This window comes from Xanthomonas sp. NCPPB 3442 (assembly GCF_056725145.1).
The window spans coordinates 2377234-2403831 of record NZ_CM161514.1 but is presented as its reverse complement, the minus strand read 5'-3'; the positions used below and the strand labels follow the sequence as shown (position 1 = coordinate 2403831).

Below are 26598 nucleotides of genomic sequence, written 5' to 3'. Positions count from 1 at the left end.
CGGTGACGCCAACCCATACGCGTCCGGGCTAGCGAGTTCAGCAGCACCGACAGGGCGCCGTTACCAACCTCAAGCACGTGTACCTGCCCTGCAATCGCTGGCGTTGCGACCTTTTGATGTCGCAACGCTCGATGGATCGGTTCGACGCATGCCCGCATCGGCGCCACCAGCGTACCCAGTACGCCTCCCCGCCCAGCGCACTGCCCCTTTCCTGCCCATCGCCCTCGAGATCCCAACATGATTGCTCTTCTTCAACGCTACAACGTCGGCAAGCGCCTGGGCTTCGCCTTCGGCACGCTGATCCTGCTGTCCTGCGCCCTGGTCGTCGCTGGCCTGTATACGCTGGCGCAGGCGCGCCAAAGCCTGGATACGCTCGCTAATCGCAACATGGTGATCGTCCAGCGGCTGCAGGAAATGAACAACGCGGTGTCGGTCATTGCCGTGCAGCTGCGCAACATCGTATTGCCGACGCCAGACGAAGAAAATCAACACTTCGTGGCGATCATCCAAGAGCAGCGCCGCATCTACAAGCAAGCACACGACAAGCTCTACACCTTCTCGGCAACGCCTGTAGCTCAGGCGCTACGTGAGAGGATCGATGCCAACAACCAGGCCGCCCGCGCGCTCAACCAGCAGGTGATCGACCTGGACCTGGCCGGCAAAACCGACGAAGCGATGCCCTTGCTGTTGCAGCGTGCCGCACCGGCCACGCAGGCATGGCAGGACGCGCTGCTGGAGTATTCGGCGTTGCAGCGCCAACGTGCCCAGGAAGCCAATGCGCTGGCCACCACGGCGATGGCCCGCGGGCGAGCCATGTTGATTGGTGGCGGCCTGGCGGTGGTGCTGATCAGCGGCTTGCTGGCATGGCTGATCACCCGCAGCCTGGTGGTTCCGCTGACGCGCGCCACGCGCGCGGCCGAAGCCATTGCCCAAGGCAACCTGGACAACGACGTCAGCGCGAACTCCAACGACGAGACCGGTCGCCTGTTGCATGCCATGGACAACATGCAGGGCCAGCTGCGCAATCTGATTGCCGCACAGCTGGGCATGGCCAAGCGCCATGAAGAAGGCCAGATCAGCTTCCGCATGGATGCCGGCGCGTTCCCGGGCGATTTCGGCCGCATGGCCAATGACACCAACGAATTGGTGGCCGCGCACATCAAGGTGAAGATGCAGACCATCCACCTGATCGAGCGTTATGCCATCGGCGACCTGTCCGAAGACATGCAGCAGTTGCCCGGCGAGAAGGCGGCCATCACCGCGGCAATGAACCAGGTCAAGCACAACCTGTCGACCATGAACACCGAAATCAAGCAGCTGGCGCAGGCTGCGGCCAACGGCGACTTCACCGCGCGTGGCAATGCCGAGCAGTTCCAGTTCGATTTCCGCATCATGGTGGAAAGCCTCAACACCTTGATGGCCACCGCCGACGGCAACCTGCAATCGCTTTCTGGCTTGTTGCAGTCGATCGCTGCCGGCGACCTCACCGCCCGCATGAGTGGCCAATACCAGGGCGTGTTCGCGCAGATGCGCGACGATGCCAATGCCACCGCAGAACAACTCGCCAGCATCGTCGGCCGCATCCAGATCGCAGCCGACGCGATCGGCCTGGCCTCGGGCGAAATCGCTTCCGGTAACCAGGATCTGTCGCAGCGTACCGAACAGCAGGCCGCCAACCTGGAAGAAACCGCCGCCTCGATGGAAGAGCTCACCTCCACCGTCAAGCAGAACGCCGAGCACGCCAGCCAGGCCAACCAGCTCGCCATCGGCGCCGCTGCGGTGGCCTCGCAAGGCGGCGATGTGGTGGCCAAGGTGGTCACCACCATGTCCGACATCCAGGGCTCGTCCAGGAAGATCGCCGAGATCATCAGCGTCATCGACGGCATCGCATTCCAGACCAATATCCTGGCCTTGAATGCGGCGGTGGAAGCGGCGCGTGCCGGCGAACAGGGTCGCGGCTTCGCCGTGGTCGCCTCCGAGGTGCGCACGCTGGCGCAGCGTTCGGCCGGTGCTGCCAAGGAGATCAAGCACCTGATCGACGACTCGGTCGAAAAGGTCACGCAAGGCGCAACCCTGGTCGATCAGGCCGGTACCACCATGGCCGAGATCGTCGCCAGCGTGCAGCGCGTCACCAACATCATGGGCGAGATCTCCTCGGCTTCGCAGGAACAGTATGCGGGTATCGAGCAGGTCAACCAGACCGTGACCAGCATGGACGAAACCACCCAGCAGAACGCCGCGCTGGTGGAAGAAGCCACCGCCGCCGCACGCGCAATGGAAGAACAAGCCCAGCAACTGACCGAAGCGGTGGCGGTCTTCAAGGTGGCTGCGCATGCACCGGTGGCGCGTCGGTTGTCGGCCATTGCCAGCGCACCGGCCAATGCCCGCTTCGCGCCGCGCCCGGCAGCACGCGTCACCCCGGCGGCCGCATCGCCACGTCGCAGTCCTGCGGGCAACGCCACATCGGCCGCAGAGCTGGGCGATTGGCAGGAGTTCTGATCGCAAAGGCAGCGTCACGCACGGCAGTCGGTTGCGAACGACTGCCGTGTTTATTCCTGAGAACCAGCTGTATCAAGCGTCCGAGCTCACTCAATCGATTGCAGGCAGCGCCGATAACGCTGCTTTGGCGACAAGCAACGTGAGCGCAATGCGTTTTTCCAGCCTGTCAGCGCAACCGCATTCCACCTTTTAGAGCCGAGCGATTCCATGAACTCTCTTCTGCTGCGTTTCAATGTCGGGCCGCGCCTGGCTGCCGCCTTCACCGTGCTGATCCTGCTGTCCGGGTTCATCGCCTTCATCGGCTATCGCGGGCTGACCTCTGCACGTGCGCTGGTGGATGCCCTGGTGCACCAGAACATGACCAAGATCCGCCTCTCCAACGACATGATGAATGCCAACTACGTCATCGCCGCGGAGCTACGCAATGTCGTGTTGCCGACCAGCAACGAAGACAATCTGAAATTCATCGAATCCATCAAGCAGGCGCGCGCCGACTACGCGAAGGCGCACGATGCGCTGTACGCCATCCCGTCTTCGCCGCAGGGCATCGGCATCCGTACCGAGATCGACCGCCTCGGGCAGCCGGTGCGCGACTTGAACAACCAGGTCGTCGACCTGGTGATGTCTGGCCACAGCGATCAAGCATTGCCGCTGATGCTTACCCAGGCCGCACCGGCGATGCAGAAATGGCAGGACAAGATCGGCGAGAACATTGCCCTTCAGGACAAGCTCGCCTCCGAAGCAGCCGAAGTGGCATTGCAGTCCATGGACGATTCGCGCAAGTTGCTGGTGGGCGGTTCGCTGATGGTGGTATTGCTGAGCGGCACCCTGGGCTTGCTGATCACCCGCAGCCTCACCCGGCCGCTGAGCCGCGCCACCCGCGCTGCCGAAGCGATTGCCGAGGGCAGGCTCGATAACGCTGTGCACAGCGATGCCAGCGACGAAACCGGGCGTCTGCTGCAGGCCATGGACAAGATGCAGTCGCAGGTGCGCAACCTCATTACCGCCCAGCTGGACATGGCCAAGCGCCACGATGCCGGCCAGGTGAGCTTCCGCATGGATGCCGGCGTGTTCCCCGGCGACTACGGCCGCATGGCCGGCGACACCAATGCGCTGGTCGACAGCCACATCCAGGTCACCGCGCGCCTGGCGCAGATCATGGGCCGCTATGCGATCGGCGACCTCAGCGACGACATGGACGCCCTGCCCGGCGAACAGGCCAAACTCACCGAGACCATGGCGCAGGTCAAACACAACCTGGCCGCGATGAATCGGCAGATCAAGCAGCTGGCACAAGCCGCCGCGGCCGGCGACTTCAGTGCTCGCGGCGACGCAGTGCAGTTCCAGTTCGACTTCCGCATCATGGTCGAGAGCCTCAATCAGCTGATGGCCACTGCCGATGGCAGCCTGCAAGCGTTGTCGGGCATGTTGCAGGCCATTGCTGCGGGCGATCTCACTGCGCGCATGGATGGCCAATTCCAGGGTGTGTTTGCGCAGATGCGCGACGATGCCAATGCCACGGTGACGCAACTGGCCGGTATCGTCGGGCACATCCAGACCTCGGCGGTCTCGATCAATGCGGCTGCCAGCGAAATTGCCGCCGGCAACAACGACCTGTCGCAACGTACCGAACAGCAGGCCGCCAACCTGGAAGAAACCGCTGCCTCGATGGAAGAGCTCACCTCTACCGTCAAGCAGAATGCCGAGGGCGCACGCCAGGCCAATCAACTGGCGATCGGTGCGGCCAGCGTGGCGTCGCAAGGCGGCGAGGTCGTCGGCAAGGTCGTGGACACCATGGCGGGCATCCAGGCCTCGTCGAAGAAGATCGCCGACATCATCTCCGTCATCGACGGCATCGCGTTCCAGACCAATATCCTGGCCTTGAATGCGGCGGTGGAAGCGGCACGTGCCGGCGAGCAGGGCCGCGGCTTTGCCGTGGTGGCCAGTGAAGTGCGTACGCTGGCGCAGCGTTCCTCAGCCGCCGCCAAGGAGATCAAGGACCTGATCGGCGACTCGGTGCAGCGCGTCACCGACGGCTCGCAGCTGGTGGACCAGGCGGGCCGCACCATGGCCGAAATCGTCTCATCGGTGCAGCGCGTCACCGACATCATGGGCGAAATTTCCGCTGCCTCGCAGGAGCAGTCGGCCGGCATCGAACAGGTCAACCTCACCGTCACGCAGATGGATGAGGCCACCCAACAGAACGCTGCCCTGGTGGAAGAAGCCACTGCCGCCGCGCGCGCGATGGAAGAACAGGCACAGCAACTCACCGAAGCGGTGGCGGTCTTCAAGGTCGATGCGAACGCACCGGTGGCACGCAAGTTGTCAGCCATCGCCAGCGCCGTGAGCCACCAGCGGCCGGCGACGCGCCCGGCTGCACGTGCCGCCGTGGTCGCGGCGACACCGCGGCGCGTGGCAGTGAGTGCAACCACGTCGACCGTTGGCGATGGCAATTGGCAGGAGTTTTAAGCGACGGCGCCGGAGCCCACCGGTCGCCGGCAGTGGCGGGCGACCGGCACCGCCAGCGGGATCGTTTTTAGTCGCGGTGGTGCATTCGGCCGCCGTACTCATCGTCAACCGGTCGCAGCTGCCGATGCGCGTTTCACGCAACACCGTTGTCCAGCAACACAGACGTTTCGAGAGCCTTTGATCCGCGCTCCGCAGATCTTGTGGGCCGCTTCCCTTGCGAGGGGAAGCGGCCCTTTTTTTTGCTGCCATCCCGGAGTAAGACCGACAGACCGCACCAGCGCTCTTCAGGCGAAGCGGTGCGTAGCAACCGAGGATGTGAGCCAATTCCGGCTCCGGCCATAACCGCCTGGCGACTGCGCAACCCTCGCATTGGTTGCCCAGGATGTTGCTCGGACGGGCGGCCGCAAGGCGCCATTTCGCCCGCCGTATGCGGCCCGTCGCCTCCCTCAAGGACACTTTTGGTTTCACCCAAAATTTACAATCGTCGGTGACAAGGTGGACGATGTGAAACCGCTTTCAGCCAGCGAATGCTGAATGGAATGCCTAATTTTGTGCTGATTTCAACGGGAACAATCAATTTCGAGCATAAACGGCCGCTACCAAGCTCACGCATTCGTAACGCCCTCCCCCGGGCAAGGTCGATTCCTCATGCATTCCTTCAACCGCCTCTCGGTCGGTACGCGGCTCTCCGCACTGCTCACGCTGGTCATCGCCATTTCGCTGGGGCTGCTGGCCCTGACCATCTATCGCCAGTCCGCTGGCGATATCGAATCGCAGGTCAAGGCCGAGCTGCGCTCCAGCACCCGACTGATGCAGCAGTCGGTGGCGATGTACGACGTCACGCTCAGCGAAGGCACCCAGCGTCTGGGCAGCGTGTTCGACGACATGCTCCCCACCGGCGCGCGCGAACTCGATAGCGCCAGCACGGTCACCATCGGCGAGCAGAACACCCCCTCGCTGCGTGCCGGCAAGCAGGCATTGAATCTCAATTTCGACGCCGTGGACCGCTTTGCCAAGGCGACCGGCGGCGTTGCCACGATCTTCGCCCGTACCGGCGACGACTTCGTGCGCATCACCACCTCGCTGCGTAACAAGCAGAACGAACGCGTCATCGGCACCCTGCTCGATCGCAAGGGCAAGGCCTACGCCGCCCTGTCGCAAGGCAAGAGCTTCACCGGCCAGGCGCAGCTGTTCGGCGAGCAGTACATGACCCATTACCAGCCGCTGCGCGATGCCGCCGGCGAGGTCATTGGCGCGCTGTTCGTCGGACGCAACTACACCCAAGGCCTGGCCGCGCTCAAGGCCCAGGTCAGCACCACCAAACTGGGCCAGGACGGCTATTTCGTCATTGCCGACATGGCGCCGGGCGATCACCAGGGCCAGATCATCGCGGCTCCGCCGGGCACCCCGGCCACATTGGCGGCACTGGTGCCGGCCGAACAGCAGGCCCTGTTGCAGGCAGTGCTGGACGGCAAGCAGCCCAGCGCCAACCTGCAGCTGCGCGATGGCAAAGGCGCCAGCCAGGCCTTCGAAGTCACCGCACAGCGCTACGCGCCGTGGCAGTGGGCAGTGATTGGCGCGCAGCCGCGCAGTGCCATCGACGGCCCGCTGGACGCGCTGATGGGCAGCATGCTGCTGTTCTCGCTGGTGGTGCTGGCACTGTGCATCGCGGTGGTGTTCATTGCCGCGCGCAAGATGGTCACCCGCCCGCTGCTGGCAGTGGAACGCGTGCTTGGCGACGTGGCGGCCGGCCGCCTGGACAACGCGATTGACATCGACCGGCATGACGAACTCGGTCGCCTGCTGCTCAACGCCCGCACCATGCGCGATGACCTGCGCGCGCGCCTGGAACGCGACCACCTGATCGCCAGCGAAGCACTGCGCGTACGCACCGCCTTGGACGACGTCAGCACCAATGTGATGATCGCCGACGCCGAGCGCCGCATCATTTACGTCAATCGACCGCTGCAGCGCATGCTTTCGGAGATGCAGGACGTCCTGCGGCACGATCTTCCCAACTTCGATGCCGCTGCACTGGGCAATACCCGCATCGACCAGTTCCATCGCAATCCCGAGCAGGCACGCCTGCTGGATCAACTCAAGAGTACGCACACCGCACAGGTCGAAATCGGCGGCCGCATCGTGCAGGAAGTGGTCAGCCCGGTCGTGGCTGCCACCGGCGAGCGCATGGGCTATGTGGTCGAATGGAGCGACCGTACCCAGGAAGTGCAGGTGGAACAGGAAGTCGCGCACGTGGTGGAAGCCGCCGCGGCCGGCGACCTCAGCGAGCGGATCGACGTGCGCGGCAAGCAGGGCTTCCTGTTGCTGCTGGCCCAACAGCTCAACACGCTGCTGGACAACAACGCAGACGGTCTGTCGCGCGTCTCCGCCCTGCTCTCGTCGCTGTCGCAAGGCGACCTGACCGCACGCATGGACGGCGCGCTGCAGGGCGTCTTCGCCACCATCCGCGACGACGCCAACGCCACCGCCGACCAGTTGGCCGGTATCGTGCGCCGCATCAAGGACTCGTCGCTGACGATCAATTCGGCCGCCACCGAAATCGCCACCGGCAACGGCGACCTGTCGCGTCGCACCGAACAGCAAGCGGCCGCGCTGGAAGAAACCGCAGCCTCCATGGAAGAGCTCACCGCCACCGTCAAGCAGAACGCCGACAACGCCGACCAGGCCAATCGCCTGGTGCTGGATGCTGCCGGTGTGGCGGCAAAGGGCGGCGATGTGGTGAACCGCGTGGTCACCACCATGGCCGATATCGACGCCTCGTCGAAAAAGATTGCCGAGATCATCAGCGTGATCGACGGCATCGCCTTCCAGACCAATATCCTGGCCTTGAACGCGGCGGTGGAAGCGGCGCGTGCCGGCGAGCAGGGTCGTGGCTTTGCTGTGGTGGCCTCGGAGGTCCGTACGTTGGCACAGCGCTCGGCCGGCGCGGCCAAGGAGATCAAGCACCTGATCGAAGACTCGGTCACCCGCATCGGCAACGGCGCGGCACTGGCTTCCGAAGCCGGCAGCACCATGCAGCAGGTGGTGACCTCGGTACAGCGCGTCACCGACATCATGGGCGAAATCACCAGCGCTTCGCGCGAGCAGGCCGCAGGCATCACCCAGGTCAACCAGACCGTCACCCAGATGGACGAAACCACCCAGCAGAACGCCGCGCTGGTGGAAGAAGCCACTGCCGCCGCGCGCTCGATGGAAGACCAGGCCGCACAGTTGGTGGATGCGGTGGCAGTGTTCCGCCTGGAGCCACAGGACCGCCTGAGCACCCTGCTGGCCAACGCACGCCATGCCTACAGCTGAGACGGCAACGACGATTCATTGCAGCCAGATCACAGCATCGAGGGCGCGCTGCCCTCACCGCCCGCGGGACACGCCGTGAACCCGTCCATGGGGCTCGATGGCGGCATCCATGCCGCCAACGGCCCGGCTACCGGCAAGGACACCTCGCCAGACAGTTTTCTGGTGGCGGTGCTGAAGTGCTTAGGACACCGCTTCGCGCGGCTTGGAGTTGCTGGTTGCGGTGTTGAAACCCTGCACACCGACCAACGCGACTGGTCCTTGCCCGCCCACCGTCGCGGGACCCTTGGCGGCTTGGATGCCGCCAAGGAGCTTACAAGGACGTAGTTGCAGCGTGTCCTGCGATGGTGGGCGGGCAAGGATCCTGCAGCGAGCGACAACACGTAGAGGGCACCGTGCCCTCACCAGATAGTTCGCTGGTGGCGTATTGAAGAACGAAGACCTTGCGCCAGACCTTGGCGCTTGCTTGGCTGAACGCGCTGCACACAGACCATCGCGGCTGCGCCTGGCCACCGATCGGCATAGAGTTTGGTCGGCCGCCTTAAAGATTTGGCTTTGCCGCCGATATCAAGGCGACGCCGGGACAACCCGCCAGGCGCCTTCCCGCTTCTACTGTGCTTGTGCCCATGTCCCAAGGCGATACCTCAGAGCTGGACCACGACGCCGATCACCTCGTCGAAGGTGACGAGCGCTACCTGCTGCGCAACAAGCGGCAGATCCGTGGATTGCTGCGCCAGCTGCTCGACCAACGCGCCATCGTGACCATGCATGTGGCTGGCCGCGACATGGCCGTGCCCACCGCCGTGCTGGAAGTGGACGAAGACGACGACTGCGTGATCCTGGACGGCAGCCATAACGATGCCTCCAACCGCGCCATCGAAGGCGCCAAATACCTGCTGTGCTACGCCCAACTGGAACGGGTGAACATCCGCTTCCGCCTGGAGAACGCCGAACGGATCGAGCGCGACATCCACGTCGCCTTCCGCGTCGACCTGCCTGCCGCGATGTACCACATGCAGCGGCGCGAATCGTACCGGCTGGAAACGCCGATCACCGATTCGCCCGTCTGCACCATCCGCCAGGAAGCGGCGCAGGGAAACGAGTTCAACCTGCAGCTGCGCGTGATCGACATCAGCAGCGGCGGCCTGGCGGTGTCCCTCACCGACGGGATGCCCTTGCTCGAATTGCAACGCACCTACCGCAACTGCATCCTGCAATTGCCCGACACCGCCCCGATCACGCTGCCGCTGACCGTGTGCAGCCAGCACAAGCAGGCCCTGCCCAACGGCAGCGAAGGCTTCCGGATCGGCATGCAGTTCAGCGACCTGCCGCGCGGCGCCGACGAAACCATCCAGCGCTACATTTTCCGTGTCGACCGCCAGCGCAATGCGCGCAAGAGCGGCGTGTTCTGAACCCTCGCGTACCACGCGGGGCCGGCACCTAAAGTTGCCGCCTACCCCGCCGATGTTGCTAGGGCATCCCGCATCCGTCTCTGCTGCCGCAGTCCTGCCTAACCCGACACTTAGCCGCAACGCCCGGAGTTTCCATGAACGATAAAAGCACTGCCACCGGCACAGGTGGTGAATTCCTCAGCTTCGCTTTGGGCGAAGAACACTACGGCGTGGATATCCTGAAGGTGCAGGAAATCCGCGGCTACGATTCGGTCACGCGTCTGCCCGACGCGCCGGACTACATCAAGGGCGTGATCAACCTGCGCGGCACCATCGTGCCGGTGATCGACCTGCGCCTGAAGCTGCGCCTGAAAGAAGCGCGCTACGACGCTTTCACCGTGATGATCGTGCTCAACGTCGAGGACCGCGTGGTCGGCATCGTCGTGGACAGCGTGTCCGACGTGATTCCGCTCAACGACGACCAGATCCGTCCTACCCCCGAATTCGGTGCGTCGGTCGACACTCGTTTCATCTCCGGTATCGGCACCCAGGACGATCGCATGTTGATCCTGCTGGATATCGAAACCCTGCTGGACAGCACCGAGCTGGGTCAGCAGCTGGTGGAAGAAGCCGCCTGATTCAAACGGCTGCGTTGCCTCGCCTGCGGTCGCCGGAGAGGTGTAGAGGAATGCAGGAGCCGCCATGTACGACAAGCGGCTACCAAACGACTGCCAGGCCGCCAGAACGCGCGTGGTCGGCGCTCCGAATCCCGATGTCGCACATGTGCACTCCGGCTTCTGCGCCCCTCGCCACTGTTGGCTGATTCGCTCCGTTCGGTAGCCGCTTTTCAGCGTATGCGGTGGCGCCGTGCACCCACTGCACCGCTCCGGCGGCCGCAACGCTTTTGTGCGATCGCATCTACGACGATCGCGTGTCAGGAAGCTCCCGACACGCGACGCACCACTCGATGGAAATGAGATAAAAATCACGTTTTCCGGATTCAAGTTGAACGGCGGTTAGCCGATAGCTGAATGAAGCCCGCGTCCACACAACGGGTCACCGTTCGACTTTTGATTTCTGGAGAATCCCAATGAAGTTCCTGCTCTCGCTCCTCCCCGTCGCTGCTCTCGTGATCGTTGCTCCCACGCTGTCGGCCCAGTCGCAGGAAATGATTCCGCCAGAAATGGCGACGCGCTTCGTCGGCAAGGACGGCATGGTGTGCGGCAAGGTCGAAAAGGCCAAGTACGCGCAGAGCTCGGAAGGCGAACCCACCTTCCTGTACATGGGCGGCATGTTCCCGCGCCACACCTTCTCCGCACGCATCGACGGCGCCAACCGCGGCAAGTTCAGCTTCGCCCCGGAAACGCTCGAAGGCAAAGACGTCTGCGTCCTCGGCAAGATCCAGCGCGACAGTTCGCGCGCCGAAATCGAAGTCAGCTCCCCGGCCAGCCTGAAGCTCGCCACCATCAAGTAATCGCCTCGCACATCGCCACGCCCTCGCGCGTGGCGATGTGCTGTTGCGGCTATGCGGACTGACTTCTACGGGGAATCGTGTCAATGCAATGGATCAACAATCTGAAACTGATGCCCAAGCTGATGCTGGCGTTCGGCATCGTGCTGCTGATCATGCTCGTCCAGGGCGTCATCGCCTATTCGGGCCTGGCGTCGCTCAATAATGTCACCCGCGACCTGGCCGGCAACACCATGTCCAGCGTGCGCGAGGCAGGCGATCTGCGCGGCATGCTCGGCGAATACCGGAATGCGGCCTACCAGAACCTGGTGCGCGCCAGCGATTCGGTCAAGCAGGAAGCCAAGGTCCGCGCCAAGAAGCTCAATGGCGAGATCGAAGCCACCATCAAGGGCTACCCGCGTCTGATCGAAAGCCCGCAACAGAAGAAGCTGTTCGACGTGTTCGTGGCGGACTGGAAGAAGGCATCGGCCTCCTATGCCAGCGTCGACGAAATGATGGAGCTGAATCTGCCCGACGACGCCATCGACACCTTCGTCGGCGAGACCCGTACCCTGCACAACAAGGCCAAGGATTCGCTGGCTGCCTTGATTGCCGAAGACAACCTGCTCGCGCAGGCGGCCAAGACCAAGGCCGAAAAGGTCCACGCTACCTCCGTCACGCTGACCCTGGTGGTGTTGTTGATCGGCATCGCCGGCGGCCTGGGTCTGGCCTTCCTGTTCGCCCGTTCCATCGTCAAGAGCATGCGCGGCGCGGTCACCACGGCCACCGAAATTGCCGGCGGCAAGCTGGACGGCCAGATCAACGTACAGGGCCAGGACGAAGTGGGCGAGTTGATGCGCTCCATGCAGCGCATGCAGCGCGACCTGAAGGAACGCATTGAACGCGACCAGGAGATTGCCGACGAAAACCTGCGCATCCGCACCGCGCTGGACAAGTCCTCGACCGGCACCTTCATCACCGATCCAGAGCGCGTGATGATTTACGCCAACGACGCCTTCAAGAAGATCGTGGCGCAGTACGAAAGCAGCATCCGCCTGGCATCGCCCGAATTCGACGCAAGCAAGGTCATCGGCCAGCACATCAGCTACCTGGGTTTGTCGGATGCGACCGTGCGCAAGGCCATTGCCGCACTGGAACGCGATGGCGTCACCAGCTTCGAAGAGCGTTTCGGCGAAGTGGTGCTGGCGCAGACCGTCACCTCCATCAAGAACGAACAGGGCGAGACCAGCGGCGAAGTCTGCGAATGGCGCGACCGCACCATCGAAGTGCAGGTGGAAGAAGAAGTGGCCCGCATCGTGCGCGCTGCCGCCAGTGGCGACATGAGCGGGCGTGTGGAAACCGACGGCAAGCAGGGCTTCTTCCTGCAGCTGGCGCAGCAGCTCAACGGCTTGCTGGATGCCAATGCCGGCAGCCTGGAACAGATTTCGACCCTGCTGTCCGCGCTATCGCGTGGCGACCTGACCGTGCGCATGCATGGTGAGTTCAGCGGCGTGTTCGCGCAGATGCGTGACGATGCCAATGCCACCGCCGAGCAGCTGGCCGACATCGTCGGGCGCATCAAGATGTCGTCCACTGCGATCAATTCGGCCGCTGGCGAAATCGCTTCGGGCAACAGCGACCTGTCGCACCGCACCGAGCAGCAGGCCGCCAATCTGGAAGAAACCGCCGCGTCCATGGAGGAGCTCACCTCCACCGTCAAGCAGAACGCCGAAAGCGCCCGTCAGGCCAACCAGCTTGCCATCGGCGCCACCGGCGTGGCTTCGCAAGGCGGTGAAGTGGTGTCGCAAGTGGTCACCACCATGTCCGGCATCGAAGCCTCGTCCAAGAAGATCGCCGACATCATCAGCGTCATCGACGGCATCGCGTTCCAGACCAATATCCTGGCGTTGAATGCAGCGGTGGAAGCGGCGCGTGCCGGCGAACAGGGTCGCGGTTTTGCCGTGGTCGCCTCCGAGGTGCGCACGCTGGCACAGCGTTCGGCCGGTGCGGCCAAGGAGATCAAGGGCCTGATCGACGACTCCGTGCACAAGGTGGCCGAAGGCTCGGCACTGGTGCGCAAGGCTGGCGCCACCATGGCCGACATCGTGGCCAGCGTGCAGCGCGTGACCGACATCATGGGCGAGATCTCTGCCGCTTCGCAGGAGCAGTCGTCCGGCATCGAGCAGGTCAACCAGACCATCACCCAGATGGACGAAACCACCCAGCAAAACGCTGCGCTGGTGGAAGAAGCCACTGCCGCCGCCCGCTCGATGGAAGAGCAGGCAGGTCATCTGGCCGAAGCGGTGTCGGTGTTCAAGCTGGACGACTCGGCTACGCAGGCGCCACAGAGCGCACGCGTCCGGCCGATCGCCTCGCGCCCGGTTGCAGTGAAGAGCGCCGCCAAGCCGGTGGCACGCGCAGCAGCAAGCGCGTCGCGGCCAGCCAAATCCCAGGCCGCACTGGCCGACGGTAACTGGCAAGAGTTCTGATTCACCGCTGTCACCAAAACGCCCCGGCACTGCCGGGGCGTTGTGCATTTGGGACAGGCACCTGCGTTGATCCCCGCGTCCGCTGCGGCAGCACGCCGATGGGGCATCTTTGCCTCTGTGCGCCCATCGCCAGCCGCCGTCCCCATCGGACGAGCTAGCGAGCCCAACCGCGCCCAATCCACGCATTGGCGCTTCAGTTGCGCGGCTCCGTGGCCGATATCCAGTTATAGCTCACGACGCGTATGGATATGACGACAACGACTTCCGCTTCAGACACACGCGAATTTGATTTCGGCGACCGCGACTTCAAGCGTGTCTGCGACCTGATCTACCAGCGTGTCGGCATCGCACTGGCGCCGGCCAAGCGCGACATGGTGTATGGCCGCTTGTCGCGTCGTCTGCGCGTGCTCGGCCTGCGCTCGTTCCGCGACTACCTCGACCAGCTCGAAGCCGGCAACGATGAAGAAGAGTGGCAGGCATTCACCAATGCGCTGACCACCAACCTGACCTCGTTCTTCCGCGAGCCGCACCATTTCGACAAGCTGCGCGAAGAACTGCAAAAGCGCGCCTCGCAGGCGCCGTTGAAGATCTGGTCGTGCGCCGCCTCCACCGGCGAGGAGCCCTACTCCATCGCCATCACCGCCTGCGAAGCCTTCGGCACGCTGACCCCGCCGGTGAGCATCGTCGCCACCGACGTCGACACGCAGGTACTGGAAACCGCCTCGCGCGGTGTCTATGCCATCGACCGTGTCGCCTCGCTGGATGCAGCGATCAAGCGCAAGTACTTCCAGCGCGGCAGTGGCCCCAATGAAGGCAAATGCCGGGTCATTCCGGCGCTGCGCCAGCTCATCGAATACCGCCAGTTGAATCTGCTGGCACCGCGTTACGACGTCGGCGGTCCGTATGCGGCACTGTTCTGCCGCAACGTGATGATCTACTTCGACAAGCCCACCCAGCGCGGCATCCTGTCGCGCCTGGTCAGCCACATGGGCGAGGACGGTCTGCTCTACACCGGGCACTCGGAGAACTACCTGCACGCGGCCGATCTGATCCAGCCGTGCGGGCGCACGCTGTATCGGCGCGCTCCGCGCGCAGGAGCCTGAGCATGAGTACTGCCGTGCAAGTCGACGACGTCATGCGCTACCGCGATTCGCGGTTCCAGACCATTGCCGCCAAACTGCTGCCCACCCAATACCTGGTGGTGGACGACGACACCGCGTTGACGACCACCTTGGGATCGTGCGTTGCAGCCTGCCTGCGCGACCCGGTGCTCAAGATCGGCGGCATGAACCACTTTCTGTTGCCCGAAGGCCAGGTCGGCGACGGAGCGCCCACGCGCTACGGCAGCTATGCCATGGAGTTGCTGATCAACGACATGCTCAAGCGCGGCGCGCACCGCAAACGCATCGAAGCCAAGGTCTTCGGTGGCGCCAACGTGCTGAAGGGCTTCACCAGCAACCCGGTCGGCACCCGCAACGCCGAGTTCGTGCGCCAGTACCTGCAGGCCGAACATATTCCCATCATCGCTGAAGATCTGTGTGGCATCCATCCGCGCAAGGTGTGGTTCTTCGCGACCACTGGCCGCGTCGTCGTGCAGCGCTTGCCGCACGCACACGAAGCCGAAGTCGCCGCCACCGAATCGGCCGTGCGCGCCCGTCTGTCCAAAGCACCGGTTACCGGTGGAGTGGAGTTGTTCGAATGACGCTGGAAACCCCTGTGCGTGTATTGATCGTCGACGATTCGGCGGTCGTGCGTCAGATGCTCACCGAGATTTTATCGCGCGACGCCGGCATCGAAGTGGTCGGCTCGGCCGCCGACCCGTTGCTGGCGCGCGAAAAGATCAAGCGCCTCAATCCGGACGTCATCACGCTGGATGTGGAAATGCCGCGCATGGACGGCCTGGTATTTCTGGAAAACCTGATGCGCCTGCGCCCTACCCCGGTGGTGATGATTTCATCGCTGACCGAGCGCGGTGCCGACACCACCTTGCAGGCCCTGTCGCTGGGCGCCGTGGACTTCGTGTCCAAGCCCAAGATCGACGTCGCACGCGGGCTGGAAGGCTACGCCGAAGAAATCGTCAGCAAGGTCAAGATGGCCGCCAAAGCCAAGGTCAGCGCACTCAATCGTCCGAGCGCGCCCAAAGTCACGCTGGATATGCAATCGGCACCGGTGGCCGGCAGCGCGCTGCGCTTTCGCACGACCGACCGCTTGATCGCCATCGGCGCCTCCGCCGGTGGTACCGAAGCGCTGCGCGTGGTGCTCGAACACATGCCCGCCGATGCGCCCGCGGTGGTGATGACCCAGCATCTGCCTGCCAGCTTCAGCACCGCATTCGCCGAGCGCCTCAACCGCCATTCGGCCATGTCGGTACGCGAAGCCACCGATGGCGAGGCCATCCTGCCCGGCCATGCGTATCTGCCGCCGGGCGGCCAGCATCTGCGCATCATTCGCGACGGTGCGCGCTGGCGCTGCCGCATCGACGATGGCCCGCCGGTCAATCGCCACAAGCCGGCAGTGGACGTGCTGTTTCGTTCCGTTGCCGCCAATGCCGGCCCGAATGCGGTGGGCGCCATCCTCACCGGCATGGGCGACGACGGCGCACGCGGCCTGCTGGAAATGCTGCAGGCCGGCGCGCCGACGCTGGTGCAGGACGAAGCCAGCAGCGTGGTCTGGGGCATGCCCGGTGCCGCGTACAAACTTGGCGCCGCGCAGGAAGTGGTGCCGCTGGACCGCGTGGCCGAGCGCTTGCTCGCATTGTCGGCGCAGGCGCGCTGATCCGGCATGGCCGCGCATCCCTCGCACCCGACCAACCCAACGCTTCCTCCGGCACCGGGAAGCGTGGTGGGCGCTGGCGTGGATGCAGCGATGGACCGCACCCCGCTGACGGCTGAGCCGATCCATGCCAACGCCCCAGGCACGGGCCAGATCAGGCCCGGCCCGGTCACCGCCGGCATGGCCAAGGCTGGCGAACAACCCGACCAACGCCGCGCGCGTCTGCTCGCCGAGGCCCTGGATGGCAGCAGCAGCGCCATTCTGATCTGCGACCTGCAATCGCGCCTGCTGTACGCCAACGACGGCTTCCAGCGCATGTTCGGCTACACCGAAGCCGAGCTGGTCGGTCTGCGTCCCTCCGATGTCCTGACCCGTGCGCAAAGCGACCAAAGCGAGGTCGCTCGCGTTCGCGATCGCGCCGATGCCTTGCAGCACACCCGTGCCGACCTGCTGGTCTATCGCAAGGACGGCACGCCGCTGTGGATCTCGCTGAACTTCAACCCGATCTACGACGCCAACCACGCTCCCTCGCATTACGTGGCGGTACTGACCGACATCACCGACACCAAGATGCACGAGGTGCTGCAGCACCGCGTGCTGGAGGCCCTGGTGCAGGAACGCCCGTTGATCGAGGTGATGACGCTGATTTGCACCGAGGTCGAACGCATCGCACCGGATGTGCTGGCCACGGTGATGAGTGCGGACAATCAAGGTCGCCTGCATTCGCTGGCTGCGCCCAGCCTGCCGCCCGAATACGCCGACGCAGTCAACGGCTTGAAGATCGGCCCGGGCACAGGCGCCTGCGGCACCGCGGCCTGGCGCGGTCGCGCGGTGATGGTGGAAGACATCGCCACCGACCCATTGTTCGAGGCATATCGCGACACGCTCTTGCCTTGGGGCCTGCGCGCCTGCTGGAGCACGCCGATCCGCTCCAACAGCGCGCGCGTGCTCGGCACCTTCGCGCTGTATTACCGCAAGCCGCAACGTGCCGATGCCTGGCATATGCGGCTCACCGATTTGTGCCAGCAGCTGTGCACATTGGCGCTAGAACGCGAGCAGATCCGCCAGCGCGTGCATCAACTGGCGTTCTACGACACGCTCACGGGCCTTCCCAACCGCATCATGTTCAGCGCGCGTGCCGAGCAGGCACTGACTCAGGCCGAATACGCCGGCGAACCGGCCGCGTTGATGTTCATCAACATCGATCGCTTCAAGCTCATCAACGATAGCCAGGGGCACGCCGCAGGCGATGGCCTGCTGCGCGATATCGCCTTGCGCGTCAACGACCAGATCACCGCCACAGCGATGCTGGCGCGGCTATCCGGCGACGAGTTCGCGCTCGCGCTGCCGCAATGCAGCGCAGAGCAGGCCAGCGCCGCCGCCGAGCGTTTGTTGGTCAGCATCGCCAGTCCGCTGCCGGTTGGCCATATGACCGTGCATCCCTCGGCCAGTATCGGCGTGGCGATGTTTCCCGAGGATGGCCACGACATCAACATCCTGCTGCGCCATGCCGACTTGGCGATGAATCGCGCCAAGAAGGAAGGCGGTGGGCGCTTCCGCTTTTTCAGTTCCGACATGAACCGCATGGCGCAGGAACGCGTGGCCTTGGAGGCCGAGCTGCGCCAGGCCATTGGCCGCGATCAATTGCAGCTGCACTACCAGCCGCAGATGCACAGTGCCGCGCCGCATGCCCTGTATGGCGTGGAAGCGCTGCTGCGCTGGAATCATCCGCAACTGGGCGCGGTATCGCCGGCGCGGTTTCTGCCGGTGGCTGAAGAGCAAGGCATGATGCCGCAGCTCAACGCCTGGGTACTGCGACGTGCCTGCGAACAGGTCGCGGACTGGCGCCAGCGTGGCGTGCCGGTGGCGCGCGTGTCGGTAAATCTGTCGGCAAGCGGCTTCGAAAGCCCGCGCATGCTTCCCGACCTGCTGCAGCTGATCGCCGAACTGGGCGTGCAGCCGTCCGATCTGACCCTGGAACTGACCGAAAGCGTGATGCTGTCCGGGCAACCGGGCGTGCTGGAAAACCTGCACGCCATTCGCGAAGCCGGCATCTCGCTGTCGCTGGACGATTTCGGCACTGGCTATTCCAGCCTGAGCCACTTGCATCGCCTGCCGATCGACGAACTCAAACTGGACATGAGCTTCGTCCGCGATATCGAACACAGCGAAGACGCGCGCGCGCTCACCACCTCGGTGCTGCGCATCGGCGAGCACCTGCGCAAGCACGTGGTCGCCGAAGGTGTGGAAAACGAAGCGCAGCGCCTGTTCCTCGCCGACCTGGGTTGCGAGGTGCTTCAGGGCTATCTGTTCTCGCGGCCGCTACCGGCCCAGGCACTGGAAGCCTGGCTGGGCGCGCAACCGTCATAACGCAACCGCCGAACGATCACCGCTTCGAACTTCCTTCCAGCCAGGAAAGGCGGGCCATGGCGTGGCAAGTGATGAGCCTTCTCCTGCTGAAGAGCGCGCTGCAAGCCCTCCCCTACGAAAGAGGGCTTTAAGCCCCTCTCCCCGCGGGAGGGGGTTGGGGTGAGGGTACGGCCAACCACGCATCGTGCCGACGCCGTACCCGTACCCGCATCCGCCCCGCGGGCACCTTCTCCTCCATAAAGAAGGATAGTGTCCCGACCGGAGAAGGGAAACATCATCCTGACAACGGCGGCGCTTCAGCCATCTCCAACGAGAGCGCGCTTCAGGCCCGCCTCCTGTCCGTAAGAAAGTGAGGCGGCGAGAAGGAACCAGTCGCCTTATCCCACGTCGGGCGAGGTCATTACCCTCATCCCACTCGCATCAGCTCCACCTCGGTCTCACCCACCGTCCGCTTCAGCCATCCCAGCAACTGCGCGTTGACGAAGGCCGGGTTTTCCAGCGAGGCGATATGGCCTGCGTCCGGGATCAGCTCGTAATCGCAACAGATTGCCTCGGCCATCATCCACACCTCTTCGGGCGGGCGCGGAATGTCCTCGGCGCCACCGAGCAGGAAGGTATTGGCCGGATCCAGCGCGGACAGGGCATCCAGGCGGTCGGCTCGGCCGAAGATCAGCCGGCCCAGCGGCACGATGGATGCGCGCAACTGCTCGGCCGACATCGCCGCCAGACGCTGCGCGAAGGCGGCCGGCAATGCCGAGCTCAGATCGATACCGGGGCGGAAGAAGATCGGCACGATCGCCTCGATCAGCGCAGGCGTCACCTGCCCGGCCGTCTCGATGGCATCAAGCAGGCCGAAATAGCGCGCACGCGTGGCGGCTGGCTCGGCGCCCAGGAAGGTGTCCATCAACACCAGGCTGCGCACGCGCTCCGGCGCCATCAGGGCAAGCTCGGCGGCCCACATGCCGCCCACCGACAGGCCGACCACCGCGCACTGCGGCAACTTCAGTGCGTCCAGCAGGGCCAGCATGTGCCCGGCAAGATCGCCGATCTGCTGCGTGCCGTGCGGCAACGGACCTGACTGCCCGTGTCCCCATAGCTCGGGAACGATGACCTGGTAATGCTGCGACAGCGCCTGGATCTGCGGCTCCCACATCGCAGCGTCCCAGAGATAGCTGTGGCCGAGCAAGACCGGGAAACCGCGGCCATGTTGCGTGTAATGCAGGGTTTGACCGGAGATTGTGCAAGTGGGCATGGGCATCAACGGGCAGTGGTAGAGCGGCGGGACTCTAGACCTGCGCACTTCAGATTTTTGTTGCAATGCCACAATCCAGTCAGCTGGTATTTGCTTTAACGCCGGGCATCGTGACGACTACACGAAACCATTGCCCGAAAAGCGAAATGCCCGGCAGTGCCGGGCATTTCGGGACAGCAAACCTGCCGGAAGAATCAGGCGGCGACGGTCTCTGCCACGTTCTGATATTCCTGGATCTGATCGAAGTTCATGTAGCGGTAGATCTGATCGCCACTGGTCTTGATCACGCCGACATCCGCCATGTACTCGTCCTTGGTCGGAATGCGGCCCAGGCGCGAGCAGATTGCCGCCAGTTCCGCCGAGCCCAGGTACACGTTGGTATTGCGGCCCAACCGGTTCGGGAAATTACGCGTGGAGGTCGAGAACACCGTGGCGCCCTCGCGTGCCTGCGCCTGGTTACCCATGCACAGCGAGCAGCCCGGCATTTCCATGCGCGCACCGGCCGCGCCGAAGGTGCCGTAATGGCCTTCCTTGGTCAGCTCGGAGGCGTCCATCTTGGTCGGCGGTGCCACCCACAGGCGGGTCGGGATGTCGCGCTTGCCTTCCAGCAGCTTGGCCGCGGCACGGAAGTGACCGATGTTGGTCATGCACGAGCCGATGAATACTTCGTCGATGGCCGCGCCGGCCACTTCCGACAGCGTCTTCACGTCGTCCGGGTCGTTCGGGCAGGCCACGATCGGCTCATGGATATCGGCCAGGTCGATCTCGATGACCGCCGCGTATTCGGCGTCGGCATCGGGCTGCAGCAGCTGCGGGTCAGCCAGCCAGTCTTCCATCTTCTTGATGCGGCGGCCCAGGGTGCGCGCATCGGCATAGCCCTCGGCAATCATCCAGCGCAGCAGGGTGATGTTGCTGGTCAGGTACTCGATGATCGGCGCCTTATCCAGGTGCACGGTGCAACCGGCCGCCGAACGCTCGGCCGAGGCGTCGGAGAGTTCGAACGCCTGCTCCACCTTCAGGTTCGGCAAGCCTTCGATTTCCAGGATGCGGCCGGAGAAGATGTTCTTCTTGCCCTGCTTGGCCACGGTCAGCAGGCCCTGCTTGATCGCGTACAGCGGGATCGCGTTGACCAGGTCACGCAAGGTCACGCCCGGCTGCATCTGCCCCTTGAAGCGCACCAGCACGCTCTCGGGCATGTCCAGCGGCATCACCCCGGTGGCGGCGGCGAAGGCCACCAGGCCGGAGCCGGCCGGGAACGAAATGCCGATCGGGAAGCGGGTGTGCGAGTCGCCGCCGGTGCCCACGGTGTCGGGCAGCAGCATGCGATTGAGCCAGCTGTGGATCACGCCGTCGCCCGGACGCAGCGAGACGCCGCCGCGGGTGGAGATGAACTCGGGCAAGGTGTGGTGGGTCTTGACGTCCACCGGCTTCGGATAGGCGGCGGTGTGGCAGAACGACTGCATCACCAGGTCGGCCGAGAAGCCCAGGCAGGCCAGGTCCTTCAGCTCGTCGCGGGTCATCGGGCCGGTGGTGTCCTGCGAACCCACCGAGGTCATCTTCGGCTCGCAATAGGTGCCCGGGCGCATGCCCTGGCCTTCCGGCAGCCCGCAGGCGCGGCCGACCATCTTCTGCGCCAGCGAGAAGCCCTTGCCGGTGTCCGGCGGGTCCATCGGCAGGCGGAACAGGTCCGACGCCGGCAGGCCCAGGAATTCGCGCGCCTTGGCGGTGAGGCCACGGCCGACGATCAGCGGAATGCGGCCGCCGGCGCGCACTTCGTCGAACAGCACGTCCGACTTCATTGCGAACTCGGCGATCACCTGCCCGTCCTTCAGCGCCTTGCCGTCGTACGGACGCAGCTCGACCACATCGCCGTGCTCCATCTGCGAGACGTCCAGCTCGATCGGCAAGGCGCCGGCGTCTTCCATGGTGTTGTAGAAGATCGGGGCGATCTTGCTGCCCAGGCACACGCCGCCGAAGCGCTTGTTGGGGATGTACGGAATGTCCTCGCCGGTCCACCACAGCACCGAGTTGGTCGCCGACTTGCGCGAGGAACCGGTACCGACCACGTCGCCCACGTAGGCCACCAGATGGCCCTTGGCCTTGAGGTCGGCAATGGCCTGGATCGGGCCGCGCTTGCCGTCTTCTTCCGGCTCGAACGCCGCGCCGTCGCGCTTGTTCTTCAACATGGCCAGCGCATGCAGCGGGATGTCCGGACGGGTGGTCGCATCCGGCGCCGGCGACAGGTCGTCGGTATTGGTTTCGCCCGGCACCTTGAACACGGTCACGGTCAGGCTCTGCGGCACTTCCGGCTTGCTGGTGAACCACTCGGCATCGGCCCAGCTCTGCAGCACGGCCTTGGCGTGCGCGTTACCGGCTTGCGCCTTTTCCTGCACGTCGTGGAACGCATCGAACACCAGCAAGGTGTGCTTGAGCGCTTCGGCGGCAGTGGCGCCCAGCTCGGCGTTGTCCAGCAGGTCGATCAGCGGCTGGATGTTGTAGCCGCCCAGCATGGTGCCGAGCAGCTCGGTGGCGCGGGTGGGGCTGATCAGCGCGGTGGTCTCGGTGCCGAAGGCAACCGCGGCCAGGTACGAGGCCTTGACCTTGGCAGCGTCGTCGACGCCGGCCGGCACGCGCTGGCTGAGCAGCTCGACCAGGAATTCTTCCTCGCCAGCCGGCGGAGCCTTCAACAGCTCGATGACCTCGGCGGTCTGCTGCGCGGTCAGCGGCAGCGGCGGGATACCGAGCGCGGCGCGCTCTGCAACGTGGTGGCGATAGGCTTCCAACATGCGGGTTCTCCAAAAAAGCAGCGGTGAAGGTGGTAAAGCGCGAACGTGGATCAGGGTGCGGGTTTGGGAACGATGATCTTCAAACCCTTGAAGTAATCGCGGAAGAAGCCCTCGTCGCGGGTGATCAACCCGTCGCACTGGAGCATGGCGTGGGCGCCGATCAGGAAGTCGGCCACCACCCGCTCACGCTTGCCGCCGCGCGCGCGAAAGCGCTTGTTCATATGGCCGGCGCGCACTGCCGCCGCTTCCTGGGTGGCCTCGTAGCGCACGCCGATCGAGGCCAGGGTTTCCATCAGGTCGACCTGGGTGTCGAGCATGGCCAGCACCTCGGCCACCACCGCGTCGCAGACCACCACTTCGTCGCGCGCCAGCGCGTCGCCGATGCAGACCTCCGACACTTCGCCATAGACCGGGTCGCCGATCAGGATGTCCAGCAGGACCGAGGAATCCAGGGCGATCATGGGTCGAACGGGTCCCCGGGGGCGCGGCCACGGATCACGCGCATGGCCGCATCGGTGCTGGTCAGGCCGTCGACCAGCTTGAACTTGCCGCGCACCTTGCGCAGCGCCTCGCTGACGTCCTTGCGCAGGATGATGCGCCCGCCGTCGAGCTCGATCTTCAACGTGGTGCCCTTGGTCAGGCCCAGGGCATCGCGCACGGCCTTCGGCAGCGTGATCTGTCCGCGTTCGGCAACGGTGGCTTCCATGAGCATGCTCCAGAAAGTATGCACACATGATACGTACTTGCACCGCCCTACTCAAGTTGGCAGATCGGTCTGGACACACCGTACGTACACACTGAATCGCTCAGAATGGGCACCTACCTAAAGCCTTCGATGCCATAGGAGTGATGCATGAGCGATTCCTTTTCCACTCGCACCTCACTTGAGGTCCACGGCAAGCGCTACGCGTACTACAGCCTGCCGAAGCTGGGCGAACGCTTCGATATCGGCCACCTGCCCTATTCGATGAAGATCCTGCTGGAGAACCTGCTACGTCATGAAGACGGCGGCGTGACCGTCGGCAAGGACCACATCGAAGCGGTTGCCAAGTGGGACCCCACCGCCGAGCCCGATATCGAAATCGCCTTCATGCCGGCGCGCGTGGTACTCCAGGACTTCACCGGCGTGCCCTGCGTGGTGGACCTGGCCGCCATGCGCGATGCGGTGGTCAAGCTCGGCGGCAATGCCGACCAGATCAACCCGCAGATTCCTTCCGAACTGGTCATCGACCACTCCGTGCAGGTCGATGTATTCGGCAAGCCGGACGCGCTCGACCTCAACGGCAAGATCGAATTCCAGCGCAACCAGGAACGCTACGGCTTCCTGCGCTGGGGCCAGAAGGCGTTCGAGAACTTCAAGGTGGTGCCGCCCAACACCGGCATCGTGCACCAGGTGAACCTGGAAAACCTGGCGCGCGTGGTGATGAGCGCCGAGAAGGACGGCACGCTGGTCGCCTACCCCGACACCGTGTTCGGTACCGACAGCCACACCACCATGATCAACGGCATCGGCGTGCTGGGCTGGGGCGTGGGCGGCATCGAGGCGGAAGCGGCCATGCTGGGGCAGCCGTCGTCGATGCTGATCCCGCAGGTCGTGGGCTTCAAGCTCACCGGCAAGTTGCCCGAGGGCGCCACTGCCACCGACCTGGTGCTGACGGTCACCCAGATGCTGCGCAAGCTCGGGGTGGTGGGCAAGTTCGTCGAGTTCTATGGTGACGGCCTGCAGCACCTGCCGCTGGCCGACCGCGCCACCATCGGCAACATGGCGCCCGAATACGGCGCCACCTGCGGCATCTTCCCGGTCGATGAGGAGTCCCTGACCTACCTGCGCCTGTCCGGCCGTAGCGAGGAGCAGATTGCATTGGTCGAGGCCTATGCCAAGGCGCAGGGCCTGTGGCACGACGCCACTACCCCGCCCGCCCGGTACAGCGCCACGCTGGAACTGGACATGGGCCAGGTCAAGCCGTCGCTGGCCGGCCCCAAGCGCCCGCAGGACCGCGTGCTGCTGGAAGACATGCAGTCCAACTACCGCGAAAGCCTCAAGCCGTTCGCCGACGCGCGCAGCAAGAAGCTGGCCGATCTCAAGCAGGAAGACCGCCTCAAGAACGAAGGTGGCGGCGGCACCGCCGTCGGTGCGAAGGCGTCGCAGGCAGAAAGCGCCGGCGCCAGCGGTGCGGGTTGGCAGCTGCGCGATGGCTCGGTGGTCATCGCCGCGATCACCTCCTGCACCAACACCTCCAACCCCGCGGTGATGCTGGGCGCCGGCCTGCTCGCGCGTAACGCGGCGGCCAAGGGCCTGAAGGCGCAGCCGTGGGTCAAGACCTCGCTCGGGCCAGGTTCGCGCGTGGTCACCGACTATCTTGAAAAGGCCGGCGTGCTCACCGACCTGGAAAAGCTTGGCTTCTACGTGGTGGGCTACGGCTGCACCACCTGCATCGGCAACTCCGGCCCGCTGCCGGAAGACGTGTCTGCGGCCATTGCCAAGGACGATCTGGTGGTGACCTCGGTGCTGTCGGGCAACCGCAACTTCGAAGGCCGCGTACACCCCGAGGTCAAGATGAATTATCTGGCCTCGCCGCCGCTGGTGGTGGCCTATGCCATCGCCGGCACCACCGACATCGACCTCACCACCGAGCCGCTGGGCACCGGCAGCGATGGGCAGCCGGTGTATCTGCGCGACATCTGGCCGAGCAACAAGGAAATCGGCGACACCATCGCCGCCACCGTCGGCCCGGAGATGTTCAAGCAGAACTATGCCGACGTGTTCAAGGGCGACACGCGCTGGAACACCATCGCCTCGCCCGATGGCGCGCTTTACGCGTGGGACGAAGCCTCGACCTACATCAAGAACCCACCCTACTTCGACGGCATGACCATGCAGGTGGGCAACGTGGACGACGTGCACGGCGCACGCATCATGGGCCTGTTCGGCGATTCGATCACCACCGACCACATTTCGCCGGCCGGCAACATCAAGAAGGATTCGCCGGCAGGCCGCTTCCTGCAGGAACGCGGCGTGCAGCCGGCCGACTTCAACAGCTACGGCAGCCGCCGCGGCAACGACGATGTGATGGTACGCGGCACCTTCGCCAACATCCGCATCAAGAACCTGATGTTCGGCGGCGAAGAAGGCGGCAACACGCTGTATTACCCAGCCGGCGGCGGCCAGCCGGAAAAGTTGGCCATCTACGATGCCGCAATGAAGTACAAGGCCGACGGCGTGCCGCTGGTGGTGCTGGCCGGCAAGGAATACGGCACCGGCTCCTCGCGCGACTGGGCGGCCAAGGGCACCAACCTGCTCGGAGTCAAGGCCGTGATCGCCGAAAGCTTCGAGCGTATCCATCGCTCCAATCTGGTGGGCATGGGCGTGCTGCCCTTGCAGTTTCTGGAAAACGAAAACGCACAGACGCTTGGCCTGGATGGCTCAGAAGTGCTGGACATCACCGGCCTGCAGGACGGCGCCAGCCGTCGTGCCACCGTCAATGCGAAAAAGTCCGACGGCAGCGTCAAGCAGTTCCAGGTCAAGGTGCTGCTGCTGACACCCAAGGAAGTGGAGTACTTCAAGCACGGCGGCTTGCTGCAGTATGTGCTGCGGCAGCTGGCGGCACGCAAGGCAGCCTGACCACAGCGCGCATTGCGCTGCAACGATGCAACGCACTCCCGCCGCTCGGCGGGAGTGGCGTTTCCGGCCTCTCAAAAAAAAAACGGCGATCACGCGGCGGTGAACAAAGGACGCGTGCATCCCGACGTCGAACTGAATTCCCTCCTCCGCCGTTGGTGGTGACCGATGCCATCGCCGGCACAC

The 26598-nt window shown here is 64.5% G+C and carries 16 protein-coding genes; 12 read left to right on the top strand and 4 right to left on the bottom strand.

Annotated features, from left to right (window positions below; all coding sequences use genetic code 11):
- Positions 1-237 precede the first annotated feature (237 nt).
- The 11 genes from AC1POX_RS10480 to AC1POX_RS10430 all read left to right on the top strand — a co-directional run bounded on the left by AC1POX_RS10480 (position 238) and on the right by AC1POX_RS10430 (position 18755).
- Positions 238-2499 carry a methyl-accepting chemotaxis protein gene (locus tag AC1POX_RS10480; RefSeq protein WP_372357066.1) on the top strand — a complete coding sequence of 754 codons (2262 nt, stop codon included), beginning with the start codon at positions 238-240 and terminating at the stop codon, positions 2497-2499.
- Between the two features lie 207 nt (positions 2500-2706).
- Entirely contained in the window at positions 2707-4968 is a 2262-nt protein-coding gene (locus AC1POX_RS10475; RefSeq protein ID WP_372357065.1) for a methyl-accepting chemotaxis protein, read from the top strand.
- 648 nt (positions 4969-5616) lie between these two features.
- On the top strand, positions 5617-8286 hold the full coding sequence (locus AC1POX_RS10470; protein WP_057680741.1) for a methyl-accepting chemotaxis protein: 2670 nt from the start codon (positions 5617-5619) through the stop codon (positions 8284-8286).
- Positions 8287-8909: 623 nt separating this feature from the next.
- The gene (locus AC1POX_RS10465; RefSeq protein ID WP_057680743.1) at positions 8910-9695 is read left to right on the top strand and encodes a flagellar brake protein; all 786 of its coding nucleotides are present in this window, start codon (positions 8910-8912) and stop codon (positions 9693-9695) included.
- 134 nt (positions 9696-9829) lie between these two features.
- Positions 9830-10312: a chemotaxis protein CheW gene (locus tag AC1POX_RS10460; protein ID WP_003486339.1), complete on the top strand. Its 483-nt coding sequence runs from the start codon at positions 9830-9832 to the stop codon at positions 10310-10312.
- Between the two features lie 452 nt (positions 10313-10764).
- Positions 10765-11148, top strand: a complete 384-nt coding sequence (locus AC1POX_RS10455; RefSeq protein ID WP_003486337.1) for a hypothetical protein — start codon at positions 10765-10767, stop codon at positions 11146-11148.
- 83 nt (positions 11149-11231) lie between these two features.
- Entirely contained in the window at positions 11232-13613 is a 2382-nt protein-coding gene (locus AC1POX_RS10450; protein WP_057680744.1) for a methyl-accepting chemotaxis protein, read from the top strand.
- Positions 13614-13855: 242 nt separating this feature from the next.
- Positions 13856-14716: a CheR family methyltransferase gene (locus AC1POX_RS10445; RefSeq protein WP_008571499.1), complete on the top strand. Its 861-nt coding sequence runs from the start codon at positions 13856-13858 to the stop codon at positions 14714-14716.
- 2 nt (positions 14717-14718) lie between these two features.
- Entirely contained in the window at positions 14719-15315 is a 597-nt protein-coding gene (gene cheD / locus AC1POX_RS10440; RefSeq protein WP_003486330.1) for a chemoreceptor glutamine deamidase CheD, read from the top strand.
- On the top strand, positions 15312-16388 hold the full coding sequence (locus tag AC1POX_RS10435; RefSeq protein WP_003486327.1) for a protein-glutamate methylesterase/protein-glutamine glutaminase: 1077 nt from the start codon (positions 15312-15314) through the stop codon (positions 16386-16388). The genes cheD and AC1POX_RS10435 overlap by 4 nt, the downstream gene beginning before the upstream one ends.
- A gap of 78 nt (positions 16389-16466) precedes the next feature.
- Entirely contained in the window at positions 16467-18755 is a 2289-nt protein-coding gene (locus AC1POX_RS10430; RefSeq protein WP_031422456.1) for a sensor domain-containing protein, read from the top strand.
- A gap of 406 nt (positions 18756-19161) precedes the next feature.
- Here AC1POX_RS10430 and AC1POX_RS10425 read toward each other — a convergent pair whose 3' ends face one another.
- The 4 genes from AC1POX_RS10425 to AC1POX_RS10410 form a co-directional block, all read right to left on the bottom strand.
- Complete coding sequence (locus AC1POX_RS10425) at positions 19162-20007, bottom strand: alpha/beta fold hydrolase (protein ID WP_014090072.1); 846 nt, start codon at positions 20005-20007, stop codon at positions 19162-19164.
- A gap of 194 nt (positions 20008-20201) precedes the next feature.
- The gene (gene acnB / locus AC1POX_RS10420; protein WP_277572057.1) at positions 20202-22793 is read right to left on the bottom strand and encodes a bifunctional aconitate hydratase 2/2-methylisocitrate dehydratase; all 2592 of its coding nucleotides are present in this window, start codon (positions 22791-22793) and stop codon (positions 20202-20204) included.
- A 50-nt stretch (positions 22794-22843) separates the two neighbouring features.
- The gene (locus tag AC1POX_RS10415; RefSeq protein ID WP_008571495.1) at positions 22844-23254 is read right to left on the bottom strand and encodes a type II toxin-antitoxin system VapC family toxin; all 411 of its coding nucleotides are present in this window, start codon (positions 23252-23254) and stop codon (positions 22844-22846) included.
- Positions 23251-23499, bottom strand: a complete 249-nt coding sequence (locus AC1POX_RS10410; protein ID WP_003486316.1) for an AbrB/MazE/SpoVT family DNA-binding domain-containing protein — start codon at positions 23497-23499, stop codon at positions 23251-23253. Before AC1POX_RS10410 ends, AC1POX_RS10415 begins: the two co-directional genes overlap by 4 nt.
- Positions 23500-23646: 147 nt before the next feature.
- Here AC1POX_RS10410 and acnA point away from each other — a divergent pair, with 147 nt between their 5' ends.
- The gene (acnA, locus tag AC1POX_RS10405) at positions 23647-26415 is read left to right on the top strand and encodes an aconitate hydratase AcnA (protein ID WP_008571493.1); all 2769 of its coding nucleotides are present in this window, start codon (positions 23647-23649) and stop codon (positions 26413-26415) included.
- The last annotated feature ends 183 nt before the right edge of the window (positions 26416-26598 follow it).

Coding starts and splice junctions, on each gene's coding strand:
- AC1POX_RS10480 (WP_372357066.1), top strand. CDS start 238: ATGATTGCTCTTCTTCAACGCTACAACGTCGGCAAGCGCCTGGGCTTC.
- AC1POX_RS10475 (WP_372357065.1), top strand. CDS start 2,707: ATGAACTCTCTTCTGCTGCGTTTCAATGTCGGGCCGCGCCTGGCTGCC.
- AC1POX_RS10470 (WP_057680741.1), top strand. CDS start 5,617: ATGCATTCCTTCAACCGCCTCTCGGTCGGTACGCGGCTCTCCGCACTG.
- AC1POX_RS10465 (WP_057680743.1), top strand. CDS start 8,910: ATGTCCCAAGGCGATACCTCAGAGCTGGACCACGACGCCGATCACCTC.
- AC1POX_RS10460 (WP_003486339.1), top strand. CDS start 9,830: ATGAACGATAAAAGCACTGCCACCGGCACAGGTGGTGAATTCCTCAGC.
- AC1POX_RS10455 (WP_003486337.1), top strand. CDS start 10,765: ATGAAGTTCCTGCTCTCGCTCCTCCCCGTCGCTGCTCTCGTGATCGTT.
- AC1POX_RS10450 (WP_057680744.1), top strand. CDS start 11,232: ATGCAATGGATCAACAATCTGAAACTGATGCCCAAGCTGATGCTGGCG.
- AC1POX_RS10445 (WP_008571499.1), top strand. CDS start 13,856: ATGGATATGACGACAACGACTTCCGCTTCAGACACACGCGAATTTGAT.
- cheD (WP_003486330.1), top strand. CDS start 14,719: ATGAGTACTGCCGTGCAAGTCGACGACGTCATGCGCTACCGCGATTCG.
- AC1POX_RS10435 (WP_003486327.1), top strand. CDS start 15,312: ATGACGCTGGAAACCCCTGTGCGTGTATTGATCGTCGACGATTCGGCG.
- AC1POX_RS10425 (WP_014090072.1), bottom strand. CDS start 20,007: ATGCCCACTTGCACAATCTCCGGTCAAACCCTGCATTACACGCAACAT.
- acnB (WP_277572057.1), bottom strand. CDS start 22,793: ATGTTGGAAGCCTATCGCCACCACGTTGCAGAGCGCGCCGCGCTCGGT.
- AC1POX_RS10415 (WP_008571495.1), bottom strand. CDS start 23,254: ATGATCGCCCTGGATTCCTCGGTCCTGCTGGACATCCTGATCGGCGAC.
- AC1POX_RS10410 (WP_003486316.1), bottom strand. CDS start 23,499: ATGGAAGCCACCGTTGCCGAACGCGGACAGATCACGCTGCCGAAGGCC.
- acnA (WP_008571493.1), top strand. CDS start 23,647: ATGAGCGATTCCTTTTCCACTCGCACCTCACTTGAGGTCCACGGCAAG.